Source organism: Thalassococcus halodurans (assembly GCF_900108225.1).
Taxonomy (GTDB): Bacteria; Pseudomonadota; Alphaproteobacteria; order Rhodobacterales; family Rhodobacteraceae; genus Thalassococcus; species Thalassococcus halodurans.
The window spans coordinates 178,727-202,550 of record NZ_FNUZ01000003.1 but is presented as its reverse complement, the minus strand read 5'-3'; the positions used below and the strand labels follow the sequence as shown (position 1 = coordinate 202,550).

Annotated in this window: 21 protein-coding genes; 15 read left to right on the top strand and 6 right to left on the bottom strand. The window is 59.6% G+C overall.

What is annotated here, in order from left to right; translation table 11 throughout:
• The first annotated feature begins 13 nt into the window (after positions 1-13).
• Entirely contained in the window at positions 14-1,333 is a 1,320-nt protein-coding gene (locus tag C4S59_RS10910; protein ID WP_103910541.1) for an ammonium transporter, read from the top strand.
• A 121-nt stretch (positions 1,334-1,454) separates the two neighbouring features.
• On the opposite strand, the gene C4S59_RS10905 is transcribed toward C4S59_RS10910, so the two are convergent.
• A complete protein-coding gene (locus C4S59_RS10905; RefSeq protein ID WP_327346337.1) occupies positions 1,455-2,678 on the bottom strand; it encodes an ROK family transcriptional regulator in 1,224 nt (407 codons plus the stop codon).
• 199 nt (positions 2,679-2,877) lie between these two features.
• Here C4S59_RS10905 and C4S59_RS10900 point away from each other — a divergent pair, with 199 nt between their 5' ends.
• From C4S59_RS10900 to C4S59_RS10885, 4 genes are all read left to right on the top strand, one after another.
• On the top strand, positions 2,878-3,915 hold the full coding sequence (locus C4S59_RS10900) for a sugar ABC transporter substrate-binding protein (protein ID WP_103910540.1): 1,038 nt from the start codon (positions 2,878-2,880) through the stop codon (positions 3,913-3,915).
• 150 nt (positions 3,916-4,065) lie between these two features.
• Entirely contained in the window at positions 4,066-5,133 is a 1,068-nt protein-coding gene (locus C4S59_RS10895; protein ID WP_103910539.1) for an ABC transporter permease, read from the top strand.
• Complete coding sequence (locus C4S59_RS10890; RefSeq protein WP_103910538.1) at positions 5,130-5,909, top strand: ATP-binding cassette domain-containing protein; 780 nt, start codon at positions 5,130-5,132, stop codon at positions 5,907-5,909. The genes C4S59_RS10895 and C4S59_RS10890 overlap by 4 nt, the downstream gene beginning before the upstream one ends.
• Before the next feature lie 117 nt (positions 5,910-6,026).
• Positions 6,027-6,692 (top strand): GntR family transcriptional regulator, encoded by a 666-nt coding sequence (locus C4S59_RS10885; protein ID WP_160006832.1) that lies wholly within the window; start codon positions 6,027-6,029, stop codon positions 6,690-6,692.
• 77 nt (positions 6,693-6,769) lie between these two features.
• Here C4S59_RS10885 and C4S59_RS10880 read toward each other — a convergent pair whose 3' ends face one another.
• From C4S59_RS10880 to puuE, 4 genes are read right to left on the bottom strand one after another with little or no spacing between them, the layout of a single operon-like run.
• On the bottom strand, positions 6,770-8,128 hold the full coding sequence (locus C4S59_RS10880) for a uracil-xanthine permease family protein (protein ID WP_103910536.1): 1,359 nt from the start codon (positions 8,126-8,128) through the stop codon (positions 6,770-6,772).
• A 37-nt stretch (positions 8,129-8,165) separates the two neighbouring features.
• Positions 8,166-8,672 (bottom strand): ureidoglycolate lyase, encoded by a 507-nt coding sequence (locus C4S59_RS10875; protein WP_103910535.1) that lies wholly within the window; start codon positions 8,670-8,672, stop codon positions 8,166-8,168.
• Positions 8,669-9,484 carry a bifunctional allantoicase/(S)-ureidoglycine aminohydrolase gene (locus tag C4S59_RS10870; RefSeq protein WP_103910534.1) on the bottom strand — a complete coding sequence of 272 codons (816 nt, stop codon included), beginning with the start codon at positions 9,482-9,484 and terminating at the stop codon, positions 8,669-8,671. The genes C4S59_RS10875 and C4S59_RS10870 overlap by 4 nt, the downstream gene beginning before the upstream one ends.
• Positions 9,481-10,896 carry an allantoinase PuuE gene (gene puuE / locus C4S59_RS10865; protein ID WP_103910533.1) on the bottom strand — a complete coding sequence of 472 codons (1,416 nt, stop codon included), beginning with the start codon at positions 10,894-10,896 and terminating at the stop codon, positions 9,481-9,483. The genes C4S59_RS10870 and puuE overlap by 4 nt, the downstream gene beginning before the upstream one ends.
• A gap of 159 nt (positions 10,897-11,055) precedes the next feature.
• On the opposite strand from puuE, the gene uraH reads away from it, so the two are divergent.
• The 8 genes from uraH to C4S59_RS10825 all read left to right on the top strand — a co-directional run bounded on the left by uraH (position 11,056) and on the right by C4S59_RS10825 (position 18,979).
• Positions 11,056-11,415, top strand: coding sequence for a hydroxyisourate hydrolase (uraH, locus tag C4S59_RS10860; protein WP_103910532.1), 360 nt, complete (start codon positions 11,056-11,058; stop codon positions 11,413-11,415).
• Positions 11,416-11,485: 70 nt separating this feature from the next.
• Positions 11,486-14,038: a cation:proton antiporter gene (locus C4S59_RS10855; RefSeq protein ID WP_103910531.1), complete on the top strand. Its 2,553-nt coding sequence runs from the start codon at positions 11,486-11,488 to the stop codon at positions 14,036-14,038.
• A 65-nt stretch (positions 14,039-14,103) separates the two neighbouring features.
• On the top strand, positions 14,104-14,577 hold the full coding sequence (smpB, locus tag C4S59_RS10850; protein ID WP_103910530.1) for an SsrA-binding protein SmpB: 474 nt from the start codon (positions 14,104-14,106) through the stop codon (positions 14,575-14,577).
• Between the two features lie 129 nt (positions 14,578-14,706).
• Positions 14,707-14,997, top strand: a complete 291-nt coding sequence (locus C4S59_RS10845; protein WP_103910529.1) for a hypothetical protein — start codon at positions 14,707-14,709, stop codon at positions 14,995-14,997.
• Positions 14,998-15,086: 89 nt separating this feature from the next.
• Positions 15,087-15,944: a 3-mercaptopyruvate sulfurtransferase gene (sseA, locus tag C4S59_RS10840; protein ID WP_103910528.1), complete on the top strand. Its 858-nt coding sequence runs from the start codon at positions 15,087-15,089 to the stop codon at positions 15,942-15,944.
• The gene (locus C4S59_RS10835; protein ID WP_103910527.1) at positions 15,944-17,128 is read left to right on the top strand and encodes an amino acid aminotransferase; all 1,185 of its coding nucleotides are present in this window, start codon (positions 15,944-15,946) and stop codon (positions 17,126-17,128) included. The genes sseA and C4S59_RS10835 overlap by 1 nt, the downstream gene beginning before the upstream one ends.
• A gap of 302 nt (positions 17,129-17,430) precedes the next feature.
• Positions 17,431-18,225, top strand: coding sequence for an SDR family oxidoreductase (locus tag C4S59_RS10830; RefSeq protein WP_103910526.1), 795 nt, complete (start codon positions 17,431-17,433; stop codon positions 18,223-18,225).
• Positions 18,226-18,355: 130 nt separating this feature from the next.
• Complete coding sequence (locus tag C4S59_RS10825; RefSeq protein ID WP_146064528.1) at positions 18,356-18,979, top strand: LysE family translocator; 624 nt, start codon at positions 18,356-18,358, stop codon at positions 18,977-18,979.
• Here the strand turns inward: C4S59_RS10825 and C4S59_RS10820 are convergent.
• Entirely contained in the window at positions 18,965-21,892 is a 2,928-nt protein-coding gene (locus tag C4S59_RS10820) for an error-prone DNA polymerase (protein WP_103910524.1), read from the bottom strand. The two genes, C4S59_RS10825 and C4S59_RS10820, sit on opposite strands and share 15 nt — an antisense overlap.
• 184 nt (positions 21,893-22,076) lie before the next feature.
• On the opposite strand from C4S59_RS10820, the gene C4S59_RS10815 reads away from it, so the two are divergent.
• A complete protein-coding gene (locus tag C4S59_RS10815; protein WP_103910523.1) occupies positions 22,077-22,766 on the top strand; it encodes a glycosyltransferase family protein in 690 nt (229 codons plus the stop codon).
• A 72-nt stretch (positions 22,767-22,838) separates the two neighbouring features.
• On the top strand, positions 22,839-23,822 hold the full coding sequence (deoC, locus tag C4S59_RS10810; protein ID WP_103910522.1) for a deoxyribose-phosphate aldolase: 984 nt from the start codon (positions 22,839-22,841) through the stop codon (positions 23,820-23,822).
• Positions 23,823-23,824 lie beyond the last annotated feature (2 nt).

Here is a 23,824-nt window from a genome sequence, read left to right as displayed (position 1 = left end):
GGGAAAACGGACAATGAAGCTTTTGAAAACACTGGCCCCGGTCGTCGCGCTTGCCGCACTTCCGACGCTCGGTATGGCGCAGGAGGCCGAAGCGGCCGCAACGCCTGACATCAACCCCTATATTTTTACGACCCTGCTGTTCCTCATGGGCGGTTTCCTCGTCTTCTGGATGGCAGCCGGTTTCGCAATGCTTGAAGCAGGCCTGGTGCGTTCCAAGAACGTGACCATGCAGCTGACAAAAAACATCGCGCTCTTCTCGATCGCGGCAATCATGTACTGGCTGGTTGGTTTCAACCTGATGTACCCGGGCGACGGCTGGATCGTTTCCGGCTACCTTGGCACGCTGTTCTCGCCGACAGTGCTTGAGCCCGTAGGTCTGGCGGCTGACGCAGCTGCTCTGGATTATGCATCCGTTGGTTCCGACTTCTTCTTCCAGCTGATGTTCTGTGCCACAACAGCATCGATCGTTTCCGGTACTCTGGCCGAGCGTATCAAACTGTGGCCCTTCCTGATCTTCGTTGTCGTACTGACAGGCTTTATCTACCCGATCGAAGCGTCCTGGCAGTGGGGTGGCGGCTGGTTGTCCGAACTGGGCTTCTCTGACTTCGCCGGTTCCACACTGGTACACGCAGCAGGTGGCTGGGCAGCTCTGGCAGGTGCTCTGATCCTTGGCCCGCGTATCGGCAAGTACAAAGACGGCCGCACAGTTCCGATGCCGGGTTCGAACCTTGCACTGGCAACACTGGGTACATTCATCCTGTGGCTGGGTTGGTTCGGCTTCAACGGCGGTTCGCAGCTGGCAATGGGCACAGTAGGTGACGTAACAGACGTATCCCGCATCTTCGCCAACACAAACATGGCGGCGGCCGCCGGTGCTGTAGTTGCTCTGCTGCTGACACAGGTTCTGTACAAAAAGCCTGACCTCACAATGACCCTGAACGGCGCTCTGGCCGGTCTGGTATCCATCACAGCGGAACCGCTGGCACCGTCCCTGTTCGGCTCGCTGATCACTGGTGGTATCGGTGGTGTGATCGTTGTCTTCGCCGTCCCGATGCTGGACAAAATGAAGATCGACGACGTTGTTGGTGCGATCCCGGTTCACCTGATTGCAGGTATCTGGGGTACTCTGGCGGTTGCCTTCTACACAGGTAACTGGGGTGCTCAGATCACTGGCATCATCGCCATCGGTGTCTTCACCTTCGTCGTCTCCGCCGTTGTTTGGTTCATCCTCAAAGCCGTCACAGGTATCCGTGTCAGCGAAGAGGACGAGATCAACGGTCTCGACATGGCTGAGCTGGGTATGGAAGCGTACCCTGAGTTCTCGAAAGGCTGATAACTCCTTCCAATCAGCGTTTCTTACTGACCCGGGCGTTCGCGCCCGGGTTTTTTGTTGGCCAAAAGAAAAACCGCCCGACAGATGTGGGCGGTTTTGTTTGGTGCGGATCTGGCGGGGTTTAGTAGAAGGCCGCGCCTTCCAGCAGAAACCGTTCCGACAGCGGCAGGCTGGCGGCGCCCATGGCGCGGGCCTTGGGTCCGACGGTGCCGCTGACAATCTGGGGCGTGGACAGGCCTGCGATGTTCACTTTGGCGATGGCTGTTTGTGTTTCTTCGACCAGTCGTGTGCGCAGATGTTCGGGCATCCAGCCGTCGATCATCACCAGTTCAAAGTCAATCACCGACACGGATGCCGCGATCGCATGGGCGATTCCCATGCTCGCCTGCGCCAGCCATTCGTCCAGAATTGTCGAATCGACCTCCCAGCTTTCGGGTTGTTTCCAGAGTGAATCGGCGTTTTCGCCGCGCTTTTCGATCATCGCTTCAATGCCAGAAAGCGACGCCAGATCGATAAGCTGCGCGCTGCCCGAACCGGTGGGCACGGGCATCGAACCGATGGCGCCGGCATTGCCGGATTCGCCCGTATAAAGCGCCCCGTTCAGAACCACGCCACCGCCGATGAAATAGCCGATGTAGAAGTACAGAAACGTCGAAGGCAGATCTTCCTGCGTGCCGAAAACAAGCTCGGCTCCGCAAGCGGCGCTGGCGTCGTTCTGCATGAATACGGGATAAGGCAGGCTGGCCGCGATTTCCTCGCGCATGCTTCGGGTGCGCCATGCGTTGGCTACGCTGGGTTCAAGGTTCATCATGCGCGCCCAGTCCCAGATCTGGAAGGGCATCGCGATGCCAAGTCCCGCAATCCGGTTGCGATGCTCGGGTGGGATTTTGCGGGTCAGTTCGTTTATGCCTTTCATGGTAAAGGACAAAATATCTTCGAACTTCGGGAAACGGTGCGTCGACTGGCGGCTTTCTATTTCTTCCCCAAGAAAGTTGGTCAGAACCAGTTCGGCGCTTCGGCGGCCGATCTTGAGACCGAAGAAAAACGCACCCTCCGGGCACAGGCGCATAGGCACAGAAGGCTGCCCGACTTTCCCGCGAATAGGTTCGCCTTTGACCAGCAGGCCGTCCGCCTCCAATTCGCGCATGATCACGGACACGGTTTGCGCGGACAACCCTGTGGCGCGGGCGATTTCAGCTTTGGCAAGCGCGGTATGGCGGCGGACCAGTGTCAGAACCAGCCGTTCATTGCGTGCGCGCATCCCGCTTTGGTTGGTGCCGCGTGCCGACGAGATAAGAACGCCATCCGCGCGATCGTCTTTTTCGGAATTGTGGGATGGTGTCACGGCTTACCTCGAACGTCTTCACAGTGGCCGTGACATTGGGCAAGCGGCTGGTCGCTGTCAATAATAAATAAGAGTGATTTATTTATTGACAGTCGCCGGTGATTCTGTGTTTTCTGCATCCCGACGAAGCGGGCGGATCAGCGCCTTCTTCGCCTTTGATTGATTTGGGCGGACCATCCGCCTGCATGGGAGGAAGAACATGACATTCAAAACAACTCGCATTGCGACACTCTTGGGTGCGGCAGCGATCACAACAGCTATGGCGGCCCCTGCGTTTGCAGCCGGTCACTCTGTCAGCGCGTGCCTGATTACTAAAACGGACACAAATCCGTTTTTTGTAAAAATGCGTGAAGGTGCGGAAGCAAAAGCGGCTGAGCTGGGCATCGAGCTGAACTCGTACGCGGGCAAAGTCGACGGCGACAACGAAACTCAGGTTCAGGCCATCGAGACATGCATCGCGAACGGCGCGAAAGGCATCCTGCTGACAGCGTCTGACACATCCGGCATCGTGCCGTCCGTACAGCAAGCGCGCGACGCAGGCCTGCTGGTCATCGCGCTGGACACACCGCTGGACCCGATCGACGCGGCTGACATGACATTCGCGACAGACAACTTCCTTGCTGGCGAACTGATCGGTCAGTGGGCCGCAGCCACACTGGGTGACGACGCGGCAAACGCGAAAATCGGCATGCTGGACCTTGCGATCAGCCAGCCGACCGTTGGCGTTCTGCGCGATCAGGGCTTCCTTCAGGGCTTTGGCATCGATCTGGGCGACCCGAACAAATGGGGCGATGAAACAGATCCGCGTATCGTTGGCAACGACGTAACCGCCGGTAACGAAGAAGGTGGCCGTAAGGCGATGGAAAGCCTGCTGGCGAAAGACCCTGAAATCAACGTGGTCTACACCATCAACGAACCTGCCGCTGCCGGTGCATACGAAGCGCTGAAAGACATCGGTCGTGAAAACGACGTGCTGATCGTGTCTGTCGACGGCGGTTGCCCGGGCGTTCAGAACGTCAAAGACGGTGTGATCGGCGCGACATCCCAGCAGTACCCGCTGCTGATGGCATCCAAAGGCATCGAAGCGATTGCCGCATGGGCCAAGGACGGCGTGAAGCCGGCTGCGACCGAAGGAAAAGACTTCTTTGACACAGGCGTTGCTCTGGTCACAGACAAACCTGCGGAAGGTGTTGAAAGCATCGATACCGCCGAAGGCACCGAACTCTGCTGGGGCTAATCGCTCCTTGGGGGTGAGGGTGCGGTTTGGACCGCGCCCTTGACCAAAACCCCCGGCACAGAACAGTGTAAAGCGCGGGGGCGGGTTCGGCCCGCCCCTGACTTTTTGCTAGTTCTCTCGTTTTAAACCTCAAAAACATGGAGAGGCTTGATGTCCCAATCGGACAATTTTGAAGCAGCCGCGAGTGGTGCAGCAACCGACGTTGCATCCTTCGAAGACACGCACAAAGGGCTGGTTGGTCAAATCCAGCACACGCTGCACGTCAATCCCGCTTTGGTTCCGCTGATCGTTCTGGTCGCAGCCATTTGTATTTTCGGATTGGTGTTAGGGTCGAAATTCTTTTCGCCCTTTGCTTTGACGTTGATCCTGCAGCAGGTGCAGATCGTTGGTGTTCTGGCTGCGGCGCAAGCCTTGATTATTCTGACGGCAGGTATTGACCTGTCGGTTGGCGCGATTGCTGTCTTCTGCACCGTGATCATGGGCCAGTTTTCTTTCCGCTATGGCATGCCTCCTGCGGCGGCTGTGGCCTGTGGTTTGGCCATGGGCACAGCGATCGGCGCGGTGAACGGCTGGCTGGTCAGCCGCGTGAAGCTGCCGCCGTTCATCGTAACGCTGGGCATGTGGCAGATCGTTCTGGCGGCCAACTACCTGTATTCGGACAATGAGACGATCCGCAGTCAGGATATCGCCAATGACGCGGCGTTCCTGCAGTTCCTTGGTTACAAGCTGAAGTTCGGCGGCGCGGTGTTCCCACTGGGTGTGATCCTGATGATCGCGCTGGTTCTGGTGCTGGCCTATATGCTGCGCTCTACCGCATGGGGCCGTCACGTCTATGCCGTGGGTGATGATCCCGAGGCAGCGGAACTGGCGGGCGTGAACGTCCACAAAACGCTGATGTCCGTCTACATGCTGGTTGGCTTTATCTGCGGCCTGGCCGCTTGGGTGATGATCGGTCGCTATGGCTCGGTTTCGCCGTCTGCCACGACCGGTGTGATCGGCAACATTCAGGCGATTACTGCGGTTGTGATCGGGGGCATCTCGCTGTTCGGCGGGCGCGGTTCGATCATGGGTGCGTTCTTTGGTGCGCTGATCGTGGGCGTGTTTGAACTTGGCCTGCGCATGGCAGGTGCCGACCCGCAGTGGACCTATCTTCTTATCGGTGTGCTGATCATTGCCGCCGTCAGTGTGGACCAGTGGATCAGAAAGGTGACAGCATGACACAGCCCATCCTCAAGGCCCGCGGCCTGACCAAACGCTATGGCAAAGTGACAGCGCTGGACCGGTGTGACTTTGACCTGATGCCCGGTGAAATCCTTGCCGTGATCGGCGACAACGGTGCCGGTAAATCCACCCTGATCAAGGCGCTGTCCGGCGCGGTTGTGCCGGACGAGGGCTCGGTCGAGCTGGACGGCAAGAAGGTCGATTTCCATTCGCCCATCGATGCGCGCGAGGCAGGGATCGAAACCGTTTACCAGACGCTCGCTATGTCGCCTGCTTTGTCGATTGCCGACAACATGTTCATGGGCCGTGAGATCATCCAGTCCGGCGTCATGGGCAAACTGTTCCGTCGTCTGGACAAAGCCAAGATGCAGGAAATCGCCCGCGAAAAGCTGAATGAACTGGGTCTGATGACGATCCAGAACATCAATCAGGCGGTGGAAACCCTGTCTGGCGGTCAGCGTCAGGGTGTTGCCGTGGCCCGCGCAGCGGCCTTCGGGTCCAAGGTGATCATTCTGGACGAACCGACCGCCGCACTTGGGGTCAAGGAAAGCCGCCGTGTTCTGGAGCTGATCCAGGACGTGAAATCGCGTGGCATTCCGATCATCCTGATCTCGCACAACATGCCGCACGTGTTCGAGGTCGCCGACCGCATCCACGTTCATCGTCTGGGTCGCCGGTTGTGTGTCATTGATCCGAAAGAACACAGCATGTCAGATGCAGTGGCCTTTATGACGGGTGCGCAGGAACCCCCTGAACATCCGCAAGCTGCGTAAATCCCCTTTACGCAGAACCCGCACGGTCCGCCCGTGCGGGTTTTTTTGTCGCCTGAGGAAATCAAAAGAGAGTAGTGCGAATCGAAGTTCCGGCCCTATGCTGAATCCATGGTAGCAATGTCGAAAATCGAAGCTCAGGACGATCTGCGACGTCGCATCCTGCTGGGCACTCTGAAACCCGATGAAATTCTGGAAGAGTCCCGTTTCTGCGCGGAATATGGACTTTCCCGCACCCCGCTGCGCGAGATTTTTCAACGTCTGTCCGGTGTTGGCTATGTGACCAACGATCACAACAGTCGCCCGCGGGTTGCCGCGCTGGATTTGCACGGCTTCCGAAGCCTTGTGCAGACCGGCCCGATGCTGCTGAACGCGGTTGTCCGTCAGGCGGCCCAATTTCGCGGCCCGACCGACATTGATCCGCTGCATGCCCAGCAGACGCGTATGGCCGAGGCCATTGAACAGGACGACGCCCAAGCGGCCGCACTGGCGGCGCATGACTTTCACGCGGCCTTGGGTGCTGCGTCTCGGAACCCTTACCTTGATCTGTGTTTGACCCGATTGATGATCGACGTGACCCGTTTCAGCGTCGATTTCTATGCGCCGGACAAAAAGAAGGATCGCAAGGCACTGCGCAAAGCGATCCAGACACAGAATCGCCTGATTAACGCCATTGAAAAGGGCGACGCAGAGGCGTCAGCCGAACAGGTCCTGATCCGCTGGCAGTTGATCAGCGATGTGCTGGACCGTATGGCGCGGCCAGACCCTTTGCCGATTGATCTTTAGGTCTTCGTCCCGACGGCATCAGATACAAAAAAGGCCCCGCAATGCACGGGGCCCTTTGTTGTTCAGTCGGGCTCGGTTCAGTCCAGTTCTTCCGGCAGGATCAGGTTCAGAACGATGGACAGGAACGCGGCAGGCAACAGGCCCGAGGTCAGCAGGATCTGCGCTGTCTTGGGCAGGTGCTGAAGCGCGCCGGGTTCCAGTTGCAGGCCCAGGCCGATGGACAGCGATACTGCAAAGATCACCATGTTGCGGCGGTTCCAGTTCACGCCGGACAGCATGTTCACACCGGCAGCCGCGACCATGCCGAACATGACGATCACACCGCCACCCAGCACGTTGATCGGAACAGTCGAAACAATCGCGCCGATTTTCGGGATCAGACCGCAGACGATCAGGAAGATCGCGCCGATGGTGACGACGTGGCGGCTCATGACGCCTGTCATCGAAATCAGGCCGACGTTCTGGCTGAAAGATGTGTTCGGCAGACCGCCAAAGACACCGGCCACCGCTGTGCCCAGACCGTCCGCATAGGTCGCGCCTGCGATCTCTTTGTCAGTTGCTTCACGACCCGCGCCGCCTTTGCAGATACCGGACACGTCACCGACAGTTTCGATGGCCGAGATGACCGCCATAAAGCACATGCCGATGATGATCGCGCTGTTGAACTCAAAGCCCCATTTGAACGGCATCGGCGGGGCGAACATCGCCGCGCGGCCAACGTTGCCAAAGTTCACCTGACCCATCATCAGCGCAACCACGTAGCCTGCGATCAGGCCAACCAGTACGGCGGCGACAGACATCAGGCCCTTGGTGAAGAACTTCAGCGCCAAAGTGACGATGATCACCGCCAAGGCAGGGGTCCACATCGCAAGCGAACCGTACTCGGGCTTGCCAATCAGCGGCACACCACCGGCAGCATACTGGATGCCGACTTTGATCAGCGACAGACCGATCATCAAAACGATCAGGCCGGTGACCAGCGGCGGCAGGGCAAAGCGGATGCGCCCCACAAAGGTACCGATGATGAAATGGAAGATACCGCCAATGGCGACACCGGTCATCAGGCCTGCCAATCCGGCCACGCCCTGACCCGCGACGGCGGGGATCATAACAGGCAGGAAGGCAAAGGATGTGCCCTGAACAATCGGCAGGCGTGCGCCCACAGGGCCCATGCCGATGGTCTGGAACAGCGTGGCGATGCCGGCAAACAGCATCGACATCTGGATCATGTAGATCATGTTCGGAAAATCAGGGCTGTTCGACCCAAAGCCGAAGCCCGCCGCACCGGCAACGATGATCGCGGGCGTCACGTTCGAGGCAAACATCGCCAGAACGTGCTGGATGCCCAGCGGCACGGCTTTGCCAAGTGGTGGCGTATAGTTCGGATCGGACAACTGCGCAGGTGTGCCCAGCCCCGATGATGTAGCGTCTGTCATGTTACTGTTCCCTTGTTGGTTTCAGATGGTCTGCCTTCTACGTGCAGGATTGGGCGCCTTCGGGCGCGGTGATGAGCACGGGCTGATCCAGCCAGTGTTCTTCAAGGTTGGGCGTGGCGCCGATGCGGTCGACCACAGCAAACAGTCCGGGGTCAGCAAGGGGCGTCAGAACGCCATGCCATGTGCCACGGTGAAAATTGATGCCTTGATAGGGCGAGGCCAGAAAGGCGTGGATGTCGCCGGGCTGATCGCCGCCTTCTGCCACGATAACCAGCCAAGGATTGCCGTGCATCGGCAGAAAGGCCTGTGATCCTTCGGGGTGACGTTCTACCAGATCAAGCTGATAGGGCAGGCTGCGGGCCTTGGCGTTGAAAATGCTAATGCCCGCCTGACCGTCCGGCCCGAAATCCAGCGCAGCGCGGTCATGGTGACGTTCGCACAGACCCTGATTGATCAGCTTGTCTGCCGTTCCAGTGGCATCCAGCACATCGCCGAAGGGGGCAAAGGCCTTGGCCGTCAGGGGCTGTGCGATGATCTGTTTCACAGCGTCAGCTCCGGATGGCGGTTGACGTCTTTGTATAGAAGATACCGGAACGGCCTGTCGCCAGTTGCAATGCAGGCCTGCGGGCAGAAGGCGCGCAGCCACATGAAATCACCGGGGCCGACCGAGACCCATGTGTCGTTCAGCAGGTATTCTGCGGTGCCTTCCAGCACATACAGCCCGTGCTCCATCACGTGGGTTTCGGCAAACGGAATGCGCCCGCCCGGTTGGAACGTCACGATGTTCACATGCATGTCGTGGCCCAGATCCAGCGGATCCGCAAAGCGTTGCGTGCCCCATTTTTCGGTGCCGGGCATCAGGGCGATCTCGACATCGGTTTCGTGTGTGACAACGGCCTCGGGCACCGTGATGCCTTTGACCTCTTTGTATTTCTTCCGCACCCAATGAAAGCCGCAGGGTTCGTCAGAGGTATTGAAGATCGTCCAAACTGCAGCGGGTGGCAGATAGACATAGCTGCCTGCCTTCAGCTCATAACTGTCACGACCAAGGGTCAGGCGTGCTTCGCCAAAGGCCATGAACAAAACGCCCTCGGCGCCTTTGTCAGGCTCTGGATCGTTGCTGCCACCACCCGGCGCCAGTTCGACGGCCAGTTGTGCGAATGTTTCGGCAAAGCCTGACAGCGGGCGCGCCAGAACCCAAGCCCGCGTGTGGACCCAGCCGGGCAGGAAGGACGTCACGATATCGCGCATCGTGTCCGCGGGGATAACGGCGTAGGCCGTGGTGAAAATCGCTTTGCCTTCGGGCGATTGGTTTTGCCCGGGCAAGCCGCCCATGGGAAAGGCGTAGTCGGTCATAAAAGAACCTCGTTCAGGCGCAGGCGTGCGATGCGTTCGACCTGTTTGCAGGCCTCGGCCATTTCTGTCTGCGTGTCGTTGTTGATGCGCCGTTCAAACGCCGCAAGGATCGACGCTTTGTCGTGGTCCCTGACGGCGATGATGAACGGAAATCCGTGTTTGTCGGTGTAGGCGTTGTTCAATTCGGTAAACCGCGCGCGTTCGTCATCGGTCAGCGCATCCAGCCCCGCGCTGGCCTGTTCCGAGGTCGAGGCCTCGGTCAACCGTTTGGCAGCCGCCAGCTTACCGGCCAGATCAGGGTGCGCGCGTAGGACCGACAGGCGTTCGTCGTCGCTGGCCGACCGGAAGGCGCGGGCCATGGCGTTGGCCAGACCGGCGGGGCGGTCATGGGCCGGCCCGAGTTCCAGATCAAAGGCACGTTCGGCGACCCAGTGGGAATGTTCGTAAATCCCGCCAAAGGCCGCCACGAAATCGCTTTGCGACATTTGTGATGGCTTCAGGCCAGCCTTGGGCGGGTTCACCTTTGCCCAATGTTTCGCAATGTCGATCCGGCGCGGGCACCAGACATCGTCAAAGCCCTTGATGTACTCGATGAACCTTTGCAGTCCCGCAAACTTGCCCGGACGCCCGATCAGACGGCAGTGCAGGCCGATCGACATCATCGCGGGATGGCCCGCCTGACCTTCGGCATAAAGCGTGTCGAACGCATCTTTGAGATAGCTAAAAAACTGTTCGCCCGTGATGTACCCCGGTGCTGTTGCAAAGCGCATGTCGTTGGCTTCCAGCGTATAGGGGATGATCAACTGATCGCGCCCGCTGAACTGCGCCCAATAGGGCAGGTCATCGTCATAGGTGTCCGAGATGTAGTCGAACCCGCCTTCTTCTGCGACCAACCGCACGGTGTTGACCGAACAGCGGCCCGTGTACCAGCCACGCGGGCGTTCGCCGGTGACTTCGGTGTGCAGGCGCACGGCCTCGGCAATGGCGGCGCGTTCCTCTTCCTCGGGCATGTCCTTGTGTTCGACCCACTTCAGACCATGCGATGCAATTTCCCAACCGGCGTCCTGCATCGCTTCGACCTGTTCGGGGGAACGGGCCAGCGCCGTTGCCACGCCATAGATCGTCACGGGAATATCCGCGCCGGTGAACATGCGGTGCAGGCGCCAGAAACCGGCCCTTGCGCCGTATTCGTAGATCGATTCCATGTTCCAGTGCCGCTGACCGGGCCACGGGGCGGCACCTGCGATGTCGGACAAAAACGCCTCGGACCCTGCATCGCCATGCAGGACACAATTTTCGCCGCCTTCTTCGTAATTCAGGACAAACTGTACCGCGACCTTCGCGCCGTCGGGCCACTGCGGGTCCGGCGGGGTGGGGCCATATCCGATCATGTCACGGGGGTATCTGTTCATTCTGTTCCCTTCTGGATGAAACTCTGTGCACAATAGACAAGAAAATCACCGAAGCATTTTCAAGAAAATCCGAAAGGTCTTTCGGCAGCTTGATTTGGGCTTCAAACCGGTGCGTTGTCGGGCAAACTACCTGTGAAACGCCGCAAAAAGGAGCACTTCATGGCCCAAGGATATCTGACGACCCATGTTTTGGATACGGCCAAGGGCACACCCGCCGCCGGTTTGCGGATCGAACTGTTCTATTTGGACGGTGAGACGCGCAAAAAAATGGCGGAGATGGTGACCAATGGCGACGGTCGCACTGACGCGCCAATCCTGCCTGAGGGTGACTTTGCCACGGGTCAGTACGAACTTGTGTTCCATGCGGGCGACTATCTGCGCGCGAGCGATCAGGCAGGGGATGATCCGCTGTTTCTGGATCAGGTGCCGATCCGCTTTGGCATGTCGGATGCCGACACGCACTATCACGTGCCGCTTTTGCTGTCGCCTTACGGATATTCCACCTATCGCGGCAGCTGATCGGCGGAAAAGCGGCAGTAGCGACTGAATGTCTATTCCGCTTATCGGGCAGGTTGGATAATTCAGACGCATGGACGTCGTCGTTATTACAGGGATCATCGCATCCCTTTTCCTTGTGCTTGGTCTGGCCGAACCATTGGCAGCGCGTCTGCGCCTGCCCTACAGCGTCATGCTTGCGGGGCTGGGGATTATCATCGGTCTTGCAGCTGCGTTTTTCCTGCGCACCGATCTGACCGATGTCCTGAACCCTGTTGCCACCGGCATTCTGAACCTGCCGATCCGGTCGAACGTCTTCTTGTATGTCTTTCTGCCGACGCTGTTGTTTCAGGTCACTTTGGGCATGAACCTGCGCCGGATGGCGGATGACTGGGTGCCGATCCTGACGCTGGCTGTTGTGGCGGTGTTCGTATCGACCATCGTTGTGGGCTATTCGCTGTCGTGGATCAGCGGCATCGCCCTGATCCCTTGTTTGTTGCTTGGCTCGATCATCTCGACCACCGATCCGTCGGCGGTTGTGACGATCTTTCGCTCGATCGCAGCCCCGCGCCGTCTGGCCCGTATCATCGAAGGCGAAAGCCTGATGAATGACGCCGCCGCCATCGCGATTTTCGGTCTGTTCATGGGCTTTGTCATGCGGGGCGTGCCGGACCCTGATCTGGGCTCGGCCCTTGCGCGGTTCCCGTTCCTGATCCTTGGTGGCGCAGCGGTCGGTATTGTTCTGGGGCGTCTGGCGGTCATCTGTATGGCGTTCATGCAGCGCTATGAACTGGCGCAAATCTCGGCCTCGGTCGCATTGCCGTACTTTGCCTATATTCTGGCGGAACAGGTCTTTGGCGCATCGGGTGTGATTGCCGTTGTAGCCGTGGGCCTGACCGTGAACGTCACGGCCCCTGCGGTTCTGACCACCAGCGCATGGCGCAACATGCGCGACACGTGGGATTTGCTGGCCCACTGGGCGGGGGCAATGATCTTTGTGCTGGCCGCGCTGTTGATCCCGCGATTGCTAGAGGACGTGACGTTGGTGGACTTCGGCCTGATCCTTGTCGTGGCAGCCGCCGCGCTTTTGGCGCGGGCATTGATCCTGTTTGGCGTTTTGCCTGCGCTCACCCTTTTGCGGATGTCGCCACATGTGGAACCCGCTTATCGCGGCGCGATCCTGTGGGGCGGTTTGCGCGGGGCCGTTACGCTGGCGCTGGCGCTGGCCGTGACAGAAAGCCTGCGCGTGCCGCCGGAAACCCGCCGCATGGTGGGTGTGCTGGCCACCGGCTACACGCTGTTTACTTTGGTCGTGCAGGGCACCAGCCTGCGCTATGTGATCCGGCGCTTGGGGCTGGATAAGCTTCAGCCGATTGATGCGGCGCTTTCAAAACAGGTTATCGCGGTCGCGCTTCAAAGCGTGCGCGAACAGGTGGCCGAGATCACCGAGAACTATAACCTCAGCCGCGAAACCACCCGATCCGAGGCCAAGGCCTTTGGCGAACGTCTGGAAAAGGCCGTGCGGCGGGCTGAGAATACCGACGATATCCAAGACCGTGACCGCATCACGCTGGGACTGATCGCGTTGGCAGGGGCCGAACGTGACCTGGTGTTAGAGAGGCTGTCGGAGCGTGGTCTATCCTCGCGTCTGAAAGACCGCGTTGTCACGGATGTGGACCGTCTGGCCGAAGCCGCGCGTCAGTCGGGGCGGACGGGCTATCGCAAGGCCGCGCGCCAGAGCGTGGGCTTGGGCGGTGGTCTGCGTCTGGCCCTGTGGGCCTATAACCGTCTGCGCATTTCCGCGCCATTGGCGCAGCAAACGGCGGACAGGTTCGAAATTCTGCTGCTGCAGGGTCTGGTGATGCGCGATCTGGACAGCTTTATCGACACGCGTATCCGGCGCATCCACGGGCGGCGTGTGGCGGATCTGCTACATGAACTGCTGAACCGCCGCCGCGAAATGATCGAACAGGCTCTGGATGGTCTGCGCCTTCAGTACCCCGGCTATGCCGAAGAACTGGAACGCCGCTTTATCCGCCGTACCGCCCTGCGGTTGGAACGTCAGGAATACGCCCAGCTGCACGAAGAAGGCCTGATCGGGGATGAGGTGTTTGCCGATCTCGAAGACCAGCTTGATACCCGTTTCAATGCCGTCGCCAAACGCCCCAAGTTGGACATCGCGGTACGCAAGGCCGATCTGGCCCGCCAGTTCCCGCTGTTCGGCGAACTGGACGAGGCGACGCTGAAACGCCTGAGCCGTGCCTTGACCACCCGCTATGTCAACGAAGGCGATCTGATCCTTGCGCGCGGGCGTCAGCCGGATCGTGTGTATTTCATCGCCTCTGGCGCGGTCGATTTGCGTACTGCTGCGGCCACATCGCATAGACTGGGTCGGGGCGAATTGTTTGGCCAGCTATCCATGCTGAACAAATCCACCCCGCGCACCGAGGTGCGGGCGATTGCGCCGTCCACGCTTCTGACACTGGAAGAACGCCGCTTCCGACGGTTGCTGCGCCGGTCGGTCAAAGTGCAGCAGGCTGTTCGCGAAAGCGCAGAAAAACGCGGCATCTCGGTGCCCTATCTGGATGAGCTTGCGGCAAAGCAACGAAAGCGGGGCAAAGCAGAAAAGCCCGCGGAATCGGATTGATACGGCAGGGATTGATGCCTATCTGCGATGGACAGCACTGACCCTATCGGATACCCAAGCGCCCCATGGCTAAGCAGAAAGAAAACCCGAACTACAAAGTGATCGCCGAAAACCGGCGGGCACGGTTCGACTATGCCATCGAGGACGACATCGAATGCGGGATCATCCTGCAAGGCTCCGAGGTCAAATCCCTACGGGTGAATTCCGCCAATATCGCTGAAAGCTATGCCACCGTCGATAACGGCGAACTGTGGTTGGTCAACAGCTACATCGCGCCCTACGAGCAGGCGATGTTCGGCCACGAAGACCGCCGCCGTCGTAAACTGCTGGTGTCCAAGCGTGAACTCGCAAGGCTTTGGAGCGATACGCAGCGCAAGGGTATGACCCTTGTTCCGCTGGTTCTGTACTTCAACCACAAAGGCGTGGCCAAGCTGAAGATCGGCATCGCCAAGGGTAAGAAGAACGTCGACAAACGCGCCACCGACGCCAAGCGCGACTGGAACCGCCAGAAGCAGCGCTTGCTGAAACAGGGTAGCTAAAGCCTTTCATTTGACTATCGGAATATTTGGGGGGAATTGCGTTTGCATTCTCCCGTCGCGCGTGTCTGTTGTGGCCGCGTATACAGTCCTTGTTGGTTACCGAGTGGCCATTGGAAGGGGACTGTCACAATGGAATTGATTATCTCGCTCATCGCCGGTGCTGTCGGCGGAAACGCGGCAGGTGCCGCTGTGAAAGGTATCGATCAAGGGACGCTGATCAACTCGATCGCGGGCATCCTTGGTGGAGGTTTGGGTGGTACAATCCTGAGCGCACTGGGTGCTCCTGATCTGGCCGGTGCTGCAGGTGCAGCGGGTGGCCTCGATATCGGGGCAATCATCGGTCAGGTGCTATCGGGTGGTGTTGGTGGTGGCGCAGGTCTGGCCGTTGTTGGCCTTCTGCGCAATGTTTTGAGTAAATAACCCGACAAAATGGTGCAAGCGGGGCCGAGTCCCGCTTGCATGCCACGGCTTGCTTGCCTAACACACCGACGTGACGCAAGGAGGCTGCCATGGCTGCTGACGACCCGAAGACACTTGTTTCTACTGACTGGCTGGCCACGCATCTCAAGGATCCAGACCTGAGATTGCTTGACGCAAGCTGGCATATGCCCGGTTCAGATCGTGACGCCCGCGCGGAATATGACGCAGGCCACATCCCCGGCGCACGCTTCTTCGACATTGATGAAATCAGCGATTTGCGTTCGCCGCTGCCGCACATGGTGCCGCCGGTGGAAAAATTCATGAGCCGTATGCGCGCCATGGGCGTGGGTGACGGCCATCAGGTCGTGGTCTACGACTCGGTCGGTATCTTTTCGGCGGCGCGTGTGTGGTGGCTGTTCCGGTTGATGGGGCAGATGGACATTGCTGTTCTGGATGGTGGCCTGCCGAAATGGCTGGCAGAAGACCGCCCGACAGAGGACCTGCCGCCGATCATCCGTGACCGTCACATGACCGTCCGCCGCCAGAACCACATGGTCAAGGACGTCACGCAGGTGTCTGCCGCGTCGAAACTGGTCGATCACGAAATCATCGACGCCCGCGCGGCCGAACGGTTCCGCGGCGAAGTGCCGGAACCACGCGAAGGCCTGCGGTCCGGTCATATACCCGGGTCACGCAACGTGCCCTTTGGTGAGCTGCTGAATGCAGACGGCACTATGAAATCCCCCGAAGCCACGCGCGAGATTTTTGAAAAAGCGGGTGTTGATCTTTCGAAACCGGCAATCATGACCTGCGGCTCTGGCGTGACCGCTGCGATCCTGTCGCTGGCGATGGAACGCTTCGGGAAAACTGATCATTCGCTTTATGACGGGTCTTGGTCTGAATGGGGGCAGTTCCCCACCTTGCCCGTCGCCACTGGAGACCAATGATGTTCGAACAGCTCAAGGAACAACCGGCTGACAAAATCCTCGCCCTGATGGCGGCGTACCGTGAAGATCCGCGGGACGACAAGATCGATCTGGGCGTAGGCGTTTACAAGGACGCAGAAGGCAAGACGCCGATCATGCGTGCGATCAAAGCGGCGGAAAAGCAGCTTTGGGAAGCGGAAGAGACGAAGTCCTACACAGGTCTGGCGGGCGATCCGGGTTTCGCGGATGCGATGGTGTCGCTGGTTCTGGGTGACGCGGTTGCGCGTGGCTCTGTTGCTGCTGCGGCGACGCCGGGCGGTACGGGTGCTGTGCGTCAGGCGTTCGACCTGATCAAGATGGCGAACCCGAATGCGCGTGTTTTCGTGTCCGATCCCACATGGCCGAACCACCTGTCGATCCTGAAGCACATGAACATCGAACACGTGCCCTACCGCTATTTCGACGCGGAAACAGGTGGCGTGAACTTTGATGGCATGATGGCTGATCTGGCGAATGTGAAAGCTGGCGATGTGGTTCTGCTGCACGGTTGCTGCCACAACCCGACAGGCGCAAACCTGACACTGCCCCAGTGGCAAGAGGTTGTGGACCTGCTGAACAAAACCGGCGCGGTTCCGATGATCGACATTGCCTATCAGGGCTTTGGTGACGGTCTTGAAGCGGATGCTGCAGCAACCCGTCTGGTGGCATCCAGCTGCCCCGAGGTGTTGATTGCGGCGTCCTGTTCCAAGAACTTTGGCATCTATCGCGAGCGCACAGGTCTGTTGATGGCTGTGTCCAGCGATCCGGCGAAGTTCAAGGTGAACCAGGGTACACTGTCCTATCTGAACCGCCAGAACTTTTCGTTCCCGCCGGATCACGGTGCACGCCTTGTGACGATGGTTCTGAACGATCCGGCCCTGCGCGCGGATTGGGAGGCGGAACTGGAAGAGGTGCGTCTGGGTATGCTGCGCCTGCGTCAGGCTTTGGCGGATGAGCTGCGCACGTTGTCCGGTTCTGACCGTTTCGGGTTCCTGGCACAGCACCGCGGCATGTTCTCGCGTCTGGGTGTTGGTCCCGACAAGGTGGAAGCGATGCGTGAAAAGCATGGCATCTACATGGTGGGCGACAGCCGTATGAACATTGCGGGTCTGAACGATATGACGATCCCGAAGCTGGCCAAGGCGATCATCGACGTCGGCTGCTAAGCGTGATCTGGCGGTGCGCGGCTGTCGCCGCGCGCTGTTTTATCTCGTCAAAACCCTTTGGATTTTTCCTCGGGCGGGTGCCTTTGGGGAGGGTTGGGATAAAGAATTGGGGCTCGCCCGTGTGGCGGGCCTTTTTGCGTTTATTGACCATCGGGTCTGAGGGGCGTAGCCTTTGGGCATCCGAAGAGGAGTGAACGACGATGGATCAGCGCGGTTTTTGAATAGGGTTTCCTGTTGAGGGATGACCTGCGCTTCGGGCACCTTCTGCCCGGTTTCCATCACGTTCATTATTCGGAGTTTCCATGCAAAGACTGGAACATAAAATTGCCCTTGTGACAGGGGCTGCGCGGGGCATTGGCGCCGCTATTGCGGAAAGATTTCAACAAGAAGGCGCGCATGTCATTGTGACGGACGTCGATGCGGTCGCTGGTCAGGCGTTGGCCGATCGCATCGGGGCCGTATTTGCCCGTCTTGATGTGTCATCAGAGGACGACTGGGCGCGGATTGAGGCGCAGTTTCCCCAGATCGACGTGCTGGTGAACAACGCCGGTATCACAGGGTTCGAGGGGCCGTTTGACGGAGCGCCGCCTGCGCATGATCCCGAGCATGCAACGCTTGCGGATTGGCGGGCGGTTCATGCGGTGAATAACGATGGGACGTTCCTTGGCTGTCGTTATGGGATTCGCGCCATGCGCACGAAAGGGCAGGGCAGTATCATCAACATCTCGTCCCGTTCGGGCATCGTCGGTATCCCCATGGCGGTGGCCTATGCTGCGTCCAAGGCGGCGGTGCGCAATCACACCAAATCCGTGGCTTTGTACTGTGCGGGGCAGGGCCTTCGGATCCGCTGCAACTCGATCCATCCCGCCGGGATCATGACACCCATGTGGGAGCCGATGTTGGGCGATGGCCCTGATCGGGCCGAGAAAGAGGCCGCCATGGTTGCCGACACGCCCATGCGGCGGTTCGGAGAGGCGAGCGAAGTGGCGGCGGTGGCAGCGATGCTGGCGTCAGATGAAGCGGCGTATATGACGGGGGCCGAGCTGTCGATTGATGGCGGGATACTGGCAGGGTCAGCAGCAACGCCTGGTCAGTGAGCTTGGCGGTCTGGGGGCTTGCCCCCGCTCCGGTCGCTTTGGGTAAGCCAAAGCGAAACCGATCCTCAGAACTGGACATGCGGGTCGCGGCAAGTCAGGCTATCTCAAAATCACTTCTGTGGAATTTTATATGCCTGATTTCCCGACCCTCCTGACCTTCATCACTGCCAGCTTGATCCTGTTGGTCGTGCCTGGCCCGACAATCGCCCTGATCATCTCGAAATCCATGTCGCATGGAAAACGCAATGCTGTTCCGATGGTTCTCGGGATCGCAGCGGGTGGCACAGTCACGGCGACATTGGCGCTTGCCGGGGTGTCGGCCATCCTGATGGGATCGGCTACGGCGTTCAACGCGCTCAAACTGGTCGGCGCGCTTTATCTTTTCTACCTTGGCTTCAAACTGCTGACCGCGAAACCTCAGGATTTCGACATCTCCATCACACCGGACGAGACGCCGTTCACCACCTTCCGTGACGGGTTTCTGGTCATGGTCTTCAATCCCAAAGGCATCCTGTTTTTCGCAGCCTTCGTTCCGCAGTTCATAACAGCCGAACTGGCCTACACGACCCAAGCCACCGTGTTCGTTATGGTCTTCGTCCTGACCGGCATGGTGGTTGACACCTGCTATGCCCTTCTGGCCGACAGGTTGGGCCGTTTGATCCGGTCGCCTCGGGTTCAGACCGGCGTGAACCGGACGGCGGGTGTGACGATCATTGGTGCAGGGGTCGCGACGCTGTTTTCACGGCAGCCCTGAAAACCCGGGCGCGCGGCCTTGTTCCGGCGTCAATATCGGGCGCAGCAAAGCCACAGGATGACGGCGCAGGGTCAGGCGCAGGGCGACGTAATCCTCGACCACCTGTTCTCCTTCCGTCATCTCGGGCAGATGGGCGGCAGGCTCGATGATGCCGTCGCCCTCCAGATCACCGGCGAACAGCGGCAGGGGTTTGTCCGCATCCAGCGCCTTGGCCTCCCACAACGCCTCGCGCCGGTTCAGGCCAATATCGGCGAACACATCCGCTTCGGCCAGACGGACCAGCACCTTGGGCGGCAGGCCCGCGCGGCGCCAGACATCGCGCAGCGCCTGATAACCGTTGCCCCGCGCCGCCGTCAGCCATGCGGCGTCTTCTTCGCGCAACCCCTTGATCTGCCGGAACCCCAGCCGAAGCGCCAGACCGCCCCTGCCGTCGGGTTCCATCACATTGTCCCAGAAACTGGCGTTGATCGACACGGGCAGCACCGTCACGCCATGTTCGCGCGCATCCCGCACGATCTGGGCGGGGGCGTAGAACCCCATGGGCTGGGCGTTCAGAAGCGCGCAGGCAAAGATGCCGGGGTGATGGCATTTGATCCACGCGCTGGCATAGACCAGCAGCGCAAAACTGGCTGCGTGGCTTTCGGGAAAGCCGTAGGACCCGAACCCTTCGATCTGGGAAAAGCAGCGTTCGGCAAAGTCCTGATCATAGCCGTTCTTGCGCATGCCGCGCAGAAACCGGTCGCGGAATTCGCTGACCGATCCGTGTTTTTTGAACGTGGCCAGTGACCGGCGCAGGCGGTCAGCCTCGGACGGGGTAAAGCCCGCGCCGATGATGGCGATCTGCATGGCCTGTTCCTGAAACAGCGGCACGCCCAGCGTTTTGCCCAGCACCTGCCCCAACGCATCTGACGGGAACGACACCTCTTCCTCGCCGTTGCGGCGGCGGATGTAGGGGTGGACCATGTCGCCCTGAATGGGACCGGGCCGGATGATCGCGACCTCGATCACCAGATCATAGAAACAGCGCGGGCGCATGCGCGGCAGAAAGTTCATCTGCGCGCGGCTTTCCACCTGAAACACCCCGATGCTGTCGGCCTTGCACAGCATGTCGTAGACTGCCGGATCCTCGGGCGGCAGCGTGGCAAGCGTGTGGGTGTCGCCATGGTGCTGGCGCAGCAGATCAAAGGCCTTGCGGATACAGGTCAGCATCCCCAGAGACAGCACATCGACCTTCAGGATGCCAAGGCTGTCGATATCGTCTTTGTCCCAACAGATAACGGTCCGGTCCTCCATCGCGGCGTTTTCGATGGGCACAAGTTCATCGAGCCTGCCTTCGGTCACGATGAACCCGCCCACGTGTTGCGACAGGTGGCGGGGAAAGCCGATGATCTGATAAATCAGATCCATCGTCTGGATCAGCCGCCGGTCGGTCGGGTCCAGCCCGATTTCGCGCATCCGCTGGGGTTCCAGCCCCTTGGTCGAGAAAAACCCCCAAAGCTGGGAACTGAGCGCACCGATGGTATCTTGGCTCAAGCCCATGGCTGCCCCGACCTCGCGAATGGCGCGTTTGCCACGGTAGTGGATGACGGTTGCGCAAAGACCCGCGCGGTGGCGGCCGTAGCGGTCATAGATGTGCTGGATCACCTCTTCTCGGCGTTCATGTTCGAAATCCACGTCGATATCGGGCGGCTCGTCGCGAGCCTCGGACACGAAGCGTTCGAACACCATGGTGCCGATTTCGGGGCTGACGCTGGTGACGCCAAGGCAGTAGCAGACCACGGAATTGGCCGCCGAGCCGCGGCCCTGACAGAGGATACCGCGATCACGGGCAAAGGCCACGATGTCACGCACGGTCAGGAAATAGGGTTCGTACTTCAGCTTGGCGATCAGGGTCAGTTCGTGTTCCAGCATGGCGCGGACCCGTTCCGGCGCGCCGTAGGGGTAGCGCCACTTCAGCCCCGCACGGGCGAGGCGCGCCAGCCTGTCGCTGGCGCTTTCGCCTTGGGCCACCTCGGACGGGTATTCGTAGCGCAGGCTACCCAGATCGAACTGGCATGTGTCGGCCAGCGCTTGGGTGCGCGCAATGGCATCGGCGTGGGGGCCAAGGATGCGGCGCATTTCGCCTTCGCTGCGCAGGCGTTGTTCGCCATTGGCCAGCGCGTTGCGCCCCAGTTGATCAACGCGGCACCCCAGACGCACAGCGGTCAGTACATCCGCCAGCCTGCGCCGTGCGCCGTGGTGCATCAGCGGGCGGGCTGTGGCGATGGTGGGGATATTAAGGTGTTGGGCGAGTTCTGTGTGGGCAGTCAGACGTTGGGCATCCTGCCCGTCATAGACAGGGCCAAGCGCAAGGTGGATTTGTCCGGCAAAGCGGCGCGACAGCCGTTCCGCCTGTGTCAGCCAAGCCCCCGCGCCGCGCGGTGACGTAGTCGCTTGTGTTGAGGGATGCAGGATCAGTTGCAGCCCGCCCGCCATGTTCGTCAGGTCGTCCAGACGCAGATCGCAGCTGCCTTTTTCCGTTCTCAGCCGCCCTTTCGTGATCAACCGGCAGAGATGCGCCCAGCCTGTCCGGCTGGCCGCCAGAGCGGTAATCTCAATCCCTTCGCGGAACACCAGCCGTGCCGCGGGGATCAGGCGGGGGACGTTGGTGATATCGATGCCCTGCGGGATATGCCCGTCCGGCGCGGGCGGGCCGATGGGGCCATCCACCGCCTCGGCCTCGGTGCGTTCTTTGACTTGCCGCGCGATATCGCGGGCCTTGGTCCATGCCCGTACGATCCCCGCGACCGAGTTCTCATCGGCGATCGCGATGGCGGACAGGCCGGTCAGGGCCGCACGCTCCATATATTCCTCGGGGTGGGAGGCCCCTGTGAGGAAAGTGAAATTCGACGTGATACTGAGTTCGGCAAACATGGGATCAGATCAGGACCAAAAGACGAATCGGGATACAGTACGCCCATTGTGTTCTACTTTTGTTCTTTTTCGAAGAGGGGCTTTGCCGCGCCTGTGCAGGAAACTGCCACCCCGACACAGCCCATGGGTTTTCCATTGCCCTCAGAGCGGATAGACCAAAGCGCGTGCAAGAAGAGGAATAATCATGGCCGAAACATCCGCCAAACCAACACGCGGTGTCATTTATACCGCTTGGGGCCATGACCACGTGGATGTGGCACGCCGCTCTGCTGCCAGTGTAAAGCGAACCAACCCCGATCTGGGCACAGCAATATGGTGCAAGGAGGGCGATGATACCAGCGGCTTTGATCAGGCGTTTATCATCCCAAAACAAATGAAACGTCCCAAGGTGGAGGCCTTGGCGGACAGCCCATACGATGAAACGCTTTATTTGGACAACGACACAATTGTGCGTGACGATCTTGGGTCCATGTTCGACCTTTTACAAAAGTACGAAATGTGCGGTGCACAAGTCATCCTGTGGCATCGACCGCGACATCAGAAAAAGGTCAATCTCGACCTGCCCGAGTCATTTCCAGAGATCAATGCAGGTGTGCTACTCTATCGTAAGACGGATCGCGTCTTGGCATTTTTGAAGGACTGGACTGATACCTTTCTCGCGTCTGGTTTGAAAATCGACCAACCCAGCTTCCGTGAAGTGCTGTGGCGGTCCGACATCGCGTTTTATGTGCTGCCGACACAGTTCAACAAACGGGTGTTCGAGGCCTCAGAACTGATCTGGTCGGATCAGCCGCGCCCGCGTATCCTGCATCTTGAGATTTTGCGGCCCCAGAAGAACCCGATCAAACGGTGGCTGTCGAATCTGATACGTTAGACGTGGCGTCGCTGCTTGTCTTGGCGGGGGCGACATGGCATTTCTTGACCAATTGATAAAAAGGTATCGCCCATGCAGACCATCAGCGCAACCGGCACCCTTCCCCAAACGGTCGAGCCCCGTAACCCCGGAACTGCGCTTGATCTTGATTGGGTCATGCGCGCCACGGCCAACCGGTCCGCGATTGAACGCCGCGCGGCAACCCTGCCTGCACGCCGGTCGGTCAAAAAGGATCATCAGGCGGCTTGGCTGGCGCGTGCTGTGTCCTGCATCGATCTGACGACGCTGGCGGGCGATGACACTGTTGGCCGCGTCCGTCGTCTGTGCGCCAAGGCAAAACAGCCGGTCCGCGCCGATCTGCTAGAAGCGATTGGCCTGCCCGATCTGACGGTCGGTGCCGTCTGCGTCTATCACGACATGATCGCCCCTGCGGTTGAAGCACTAGACGGCTCCGGTATTCCGGTTGCGGCGGTATCCACAGGTTTCCCTGCCGGTCTGTCGCCGTTTCACCTGCGTGTGCAAGAGATCAAGGAAAGCGTCGCTGCCGGTGCCGCCGAGATCGACATCGTGATTTCGCGCCGCCATGTGCTGACCGGCAACTGGCAGGCGCTTTATGATGAAATGCGCACTTTCCGTGACGCCTGCGGTGATGCCCATGTGAAAGCCATCCTTGCCACGGGCGAACTGGGCACACTGTCGAACGTCGCGAAGGCCAGCCTGATCTGCATGATGGCAGGGGCGGATTTCATCAAAACCTCGACCGGCAAGGAAAGCGTCAACGCGACCTTGCCCGTCAGTCTGGTCATGATCCGCGCGATCCGTGATTTCTATGACGCGACGGGATACCGCGTCGGCTACAAACCCGCGGGCGGAATTTCCAAGGCCAAAGACGCGATCACCTATCTGGCGCTGATCAAGGAAGAGTTGGGCGATCGCTGGTTGCGGCCCGATCTGTTCCGTTTTGGTGCGTCGTCCCTGTTGGGCGATATCGAACGCCAGATCGAACATCATGTCACTGGTGCCTATTCGGCATCGTGGCGGCACGCGATGGCGTAAGG

What these genes read in the sequence shown, in the direction of transcription:
- C4S59_RS10910 (WP_103910541.1), top strand. Translation starts at nt 14, where the DNA reads ATGAAGCTTTTGAAAACACTGGCCCCGGTCGTCGCGCTTGCCGCACTT.
- C4S59_RS10900 (WP_103910540.1), top strand. Translation starts at nt 2,878, where the DNA reads ATGACATTCAAAACAACTCGCATTGCGACACTCTTGGGTGCGGCAGCG.
- C4S59_RS10895 (WP_103910539.1), top strand. Translation starts at nt 4,066, where the DNA reads ATGTCCCAATCGGACAATTTTGAAGCAGCCGCGAGTGGTGCAGCAACC.
- C4S59_RS10890 (WP_103910538.1), top strand. Translation starts at nt 5,130, where the DNA reads ATGACACAGCCCATCCTCAAGGCCCGCGGCCTGACCAAACGCTATGGC.
- C4S59_RS10885 (WP_160006832.1), top strand. Translation starts at nt 6,027, where the DNA reads ATGTCGAAAATCGAAGCTCAGGACGATCTGCGACGTCGCATCCTGCTG.
- C4S59_RS10880 (WP_103910536.1), bottom strand. Translation starts at nt 8,128, where the DNA reads ATGACAGACGCTACATCATCGGGGCTGGGCACACCTGCGCAGTTGTCC.
- C4S59_RS10870 (WP_103910534.1), bottom strand. Translation starts at nt 9,484, where the DNA reads ATGACCGACTACGCCTTTCCCATGGGCGGCTTGCCCGGGCAAAACCAA.
- puuE (WP_103910533.1), bottom strand. Translation starts at nt 10,896, where the DNA reads ATGAACAGATACCCCCGTGACATGATCGGATATGGCCCCACCCCGCCG.
- uraH (WP_103910532.1), top strand. Translation starts at nt 11,056, where the DNA reads ATGGCCCAAGGATATCTGACGACCCATGTTTTGGATACGGCCAAGGGC.
- C4S59_RS10855 (WP_103910531.1), top strand. Translation starts at nt 11,486, where the DNA reads ATGGACGTCGTCGTTATTACAGGGATCATCGCATCCCTTTTCCTTGTG.
- smpB (WP_103910530.1), top strand. Translation starts at nt 14,104, where the DNA reads ATGGCTAAGCAGAAAGAAAACCCGAACTACAAAGTGATCGCCGAAAAC.
- C4S59_RS10845 (WP_103910529.1), top strand. Translation starts at nt 14,707, where the DNA reads ATGGAATTGATTATCTCGCTCATCGCCGGTGCTGTCGGCGGAAACGCG.
- sseA (WP_103910528.1), top strand. Translation starts at nt 15,087, where the DNA reads ATGGCTGCTGACGACCCGAAGACACTTGTTTCTACTGACTGGCTGGCC.
- C4S59_RS10835 (WP_103910527.1), top strand. Translation starts at nt 15,944, where the DNA reads ATGTTCGAACAGCTCAAGGAACAACCGGCTGACAAAATCCTCGCCCTG.
- C4S59_RS10830 (WP_103910526.1), top strand. Translation starts at nt 17,431, where the DNA reads ATGCAAAGACTGGAACATAAAATTGCCCTTGTGACAGGGGCTGCGCGG.
- C4S59_RS10825 (WP_146064528.1), top strand. Translation starts at nt 18,356, where the DNA reads ATGCCTGATTTCCCGACCCTCCTGACCTTCATCACTGCCAGCTTGATC.
- C4S59_RS10820 (WP_103910524.1), bottom strand. Translation starts at nt 21,892, where the DNA reads ATGTTTGCCGAACTCAGTATCACGTCGAATTTCACTTTCCTCACAGGG.
- C4S59_RS10815 (WP_103910523.1), top strand. Translation starts at nt 22,077, where the DNA reads ATGGCCGAAACATCCGCCAAACCAACACGCGGTGTCATTTATACCGCT.
- deoC (WP_103910522.1), top strand. Translation starts at nt 22,839, where the DNA reads ATGCAGACCATCAGCGCAACCGGCACCCTTCCCCAAACGGTCGAGCCC.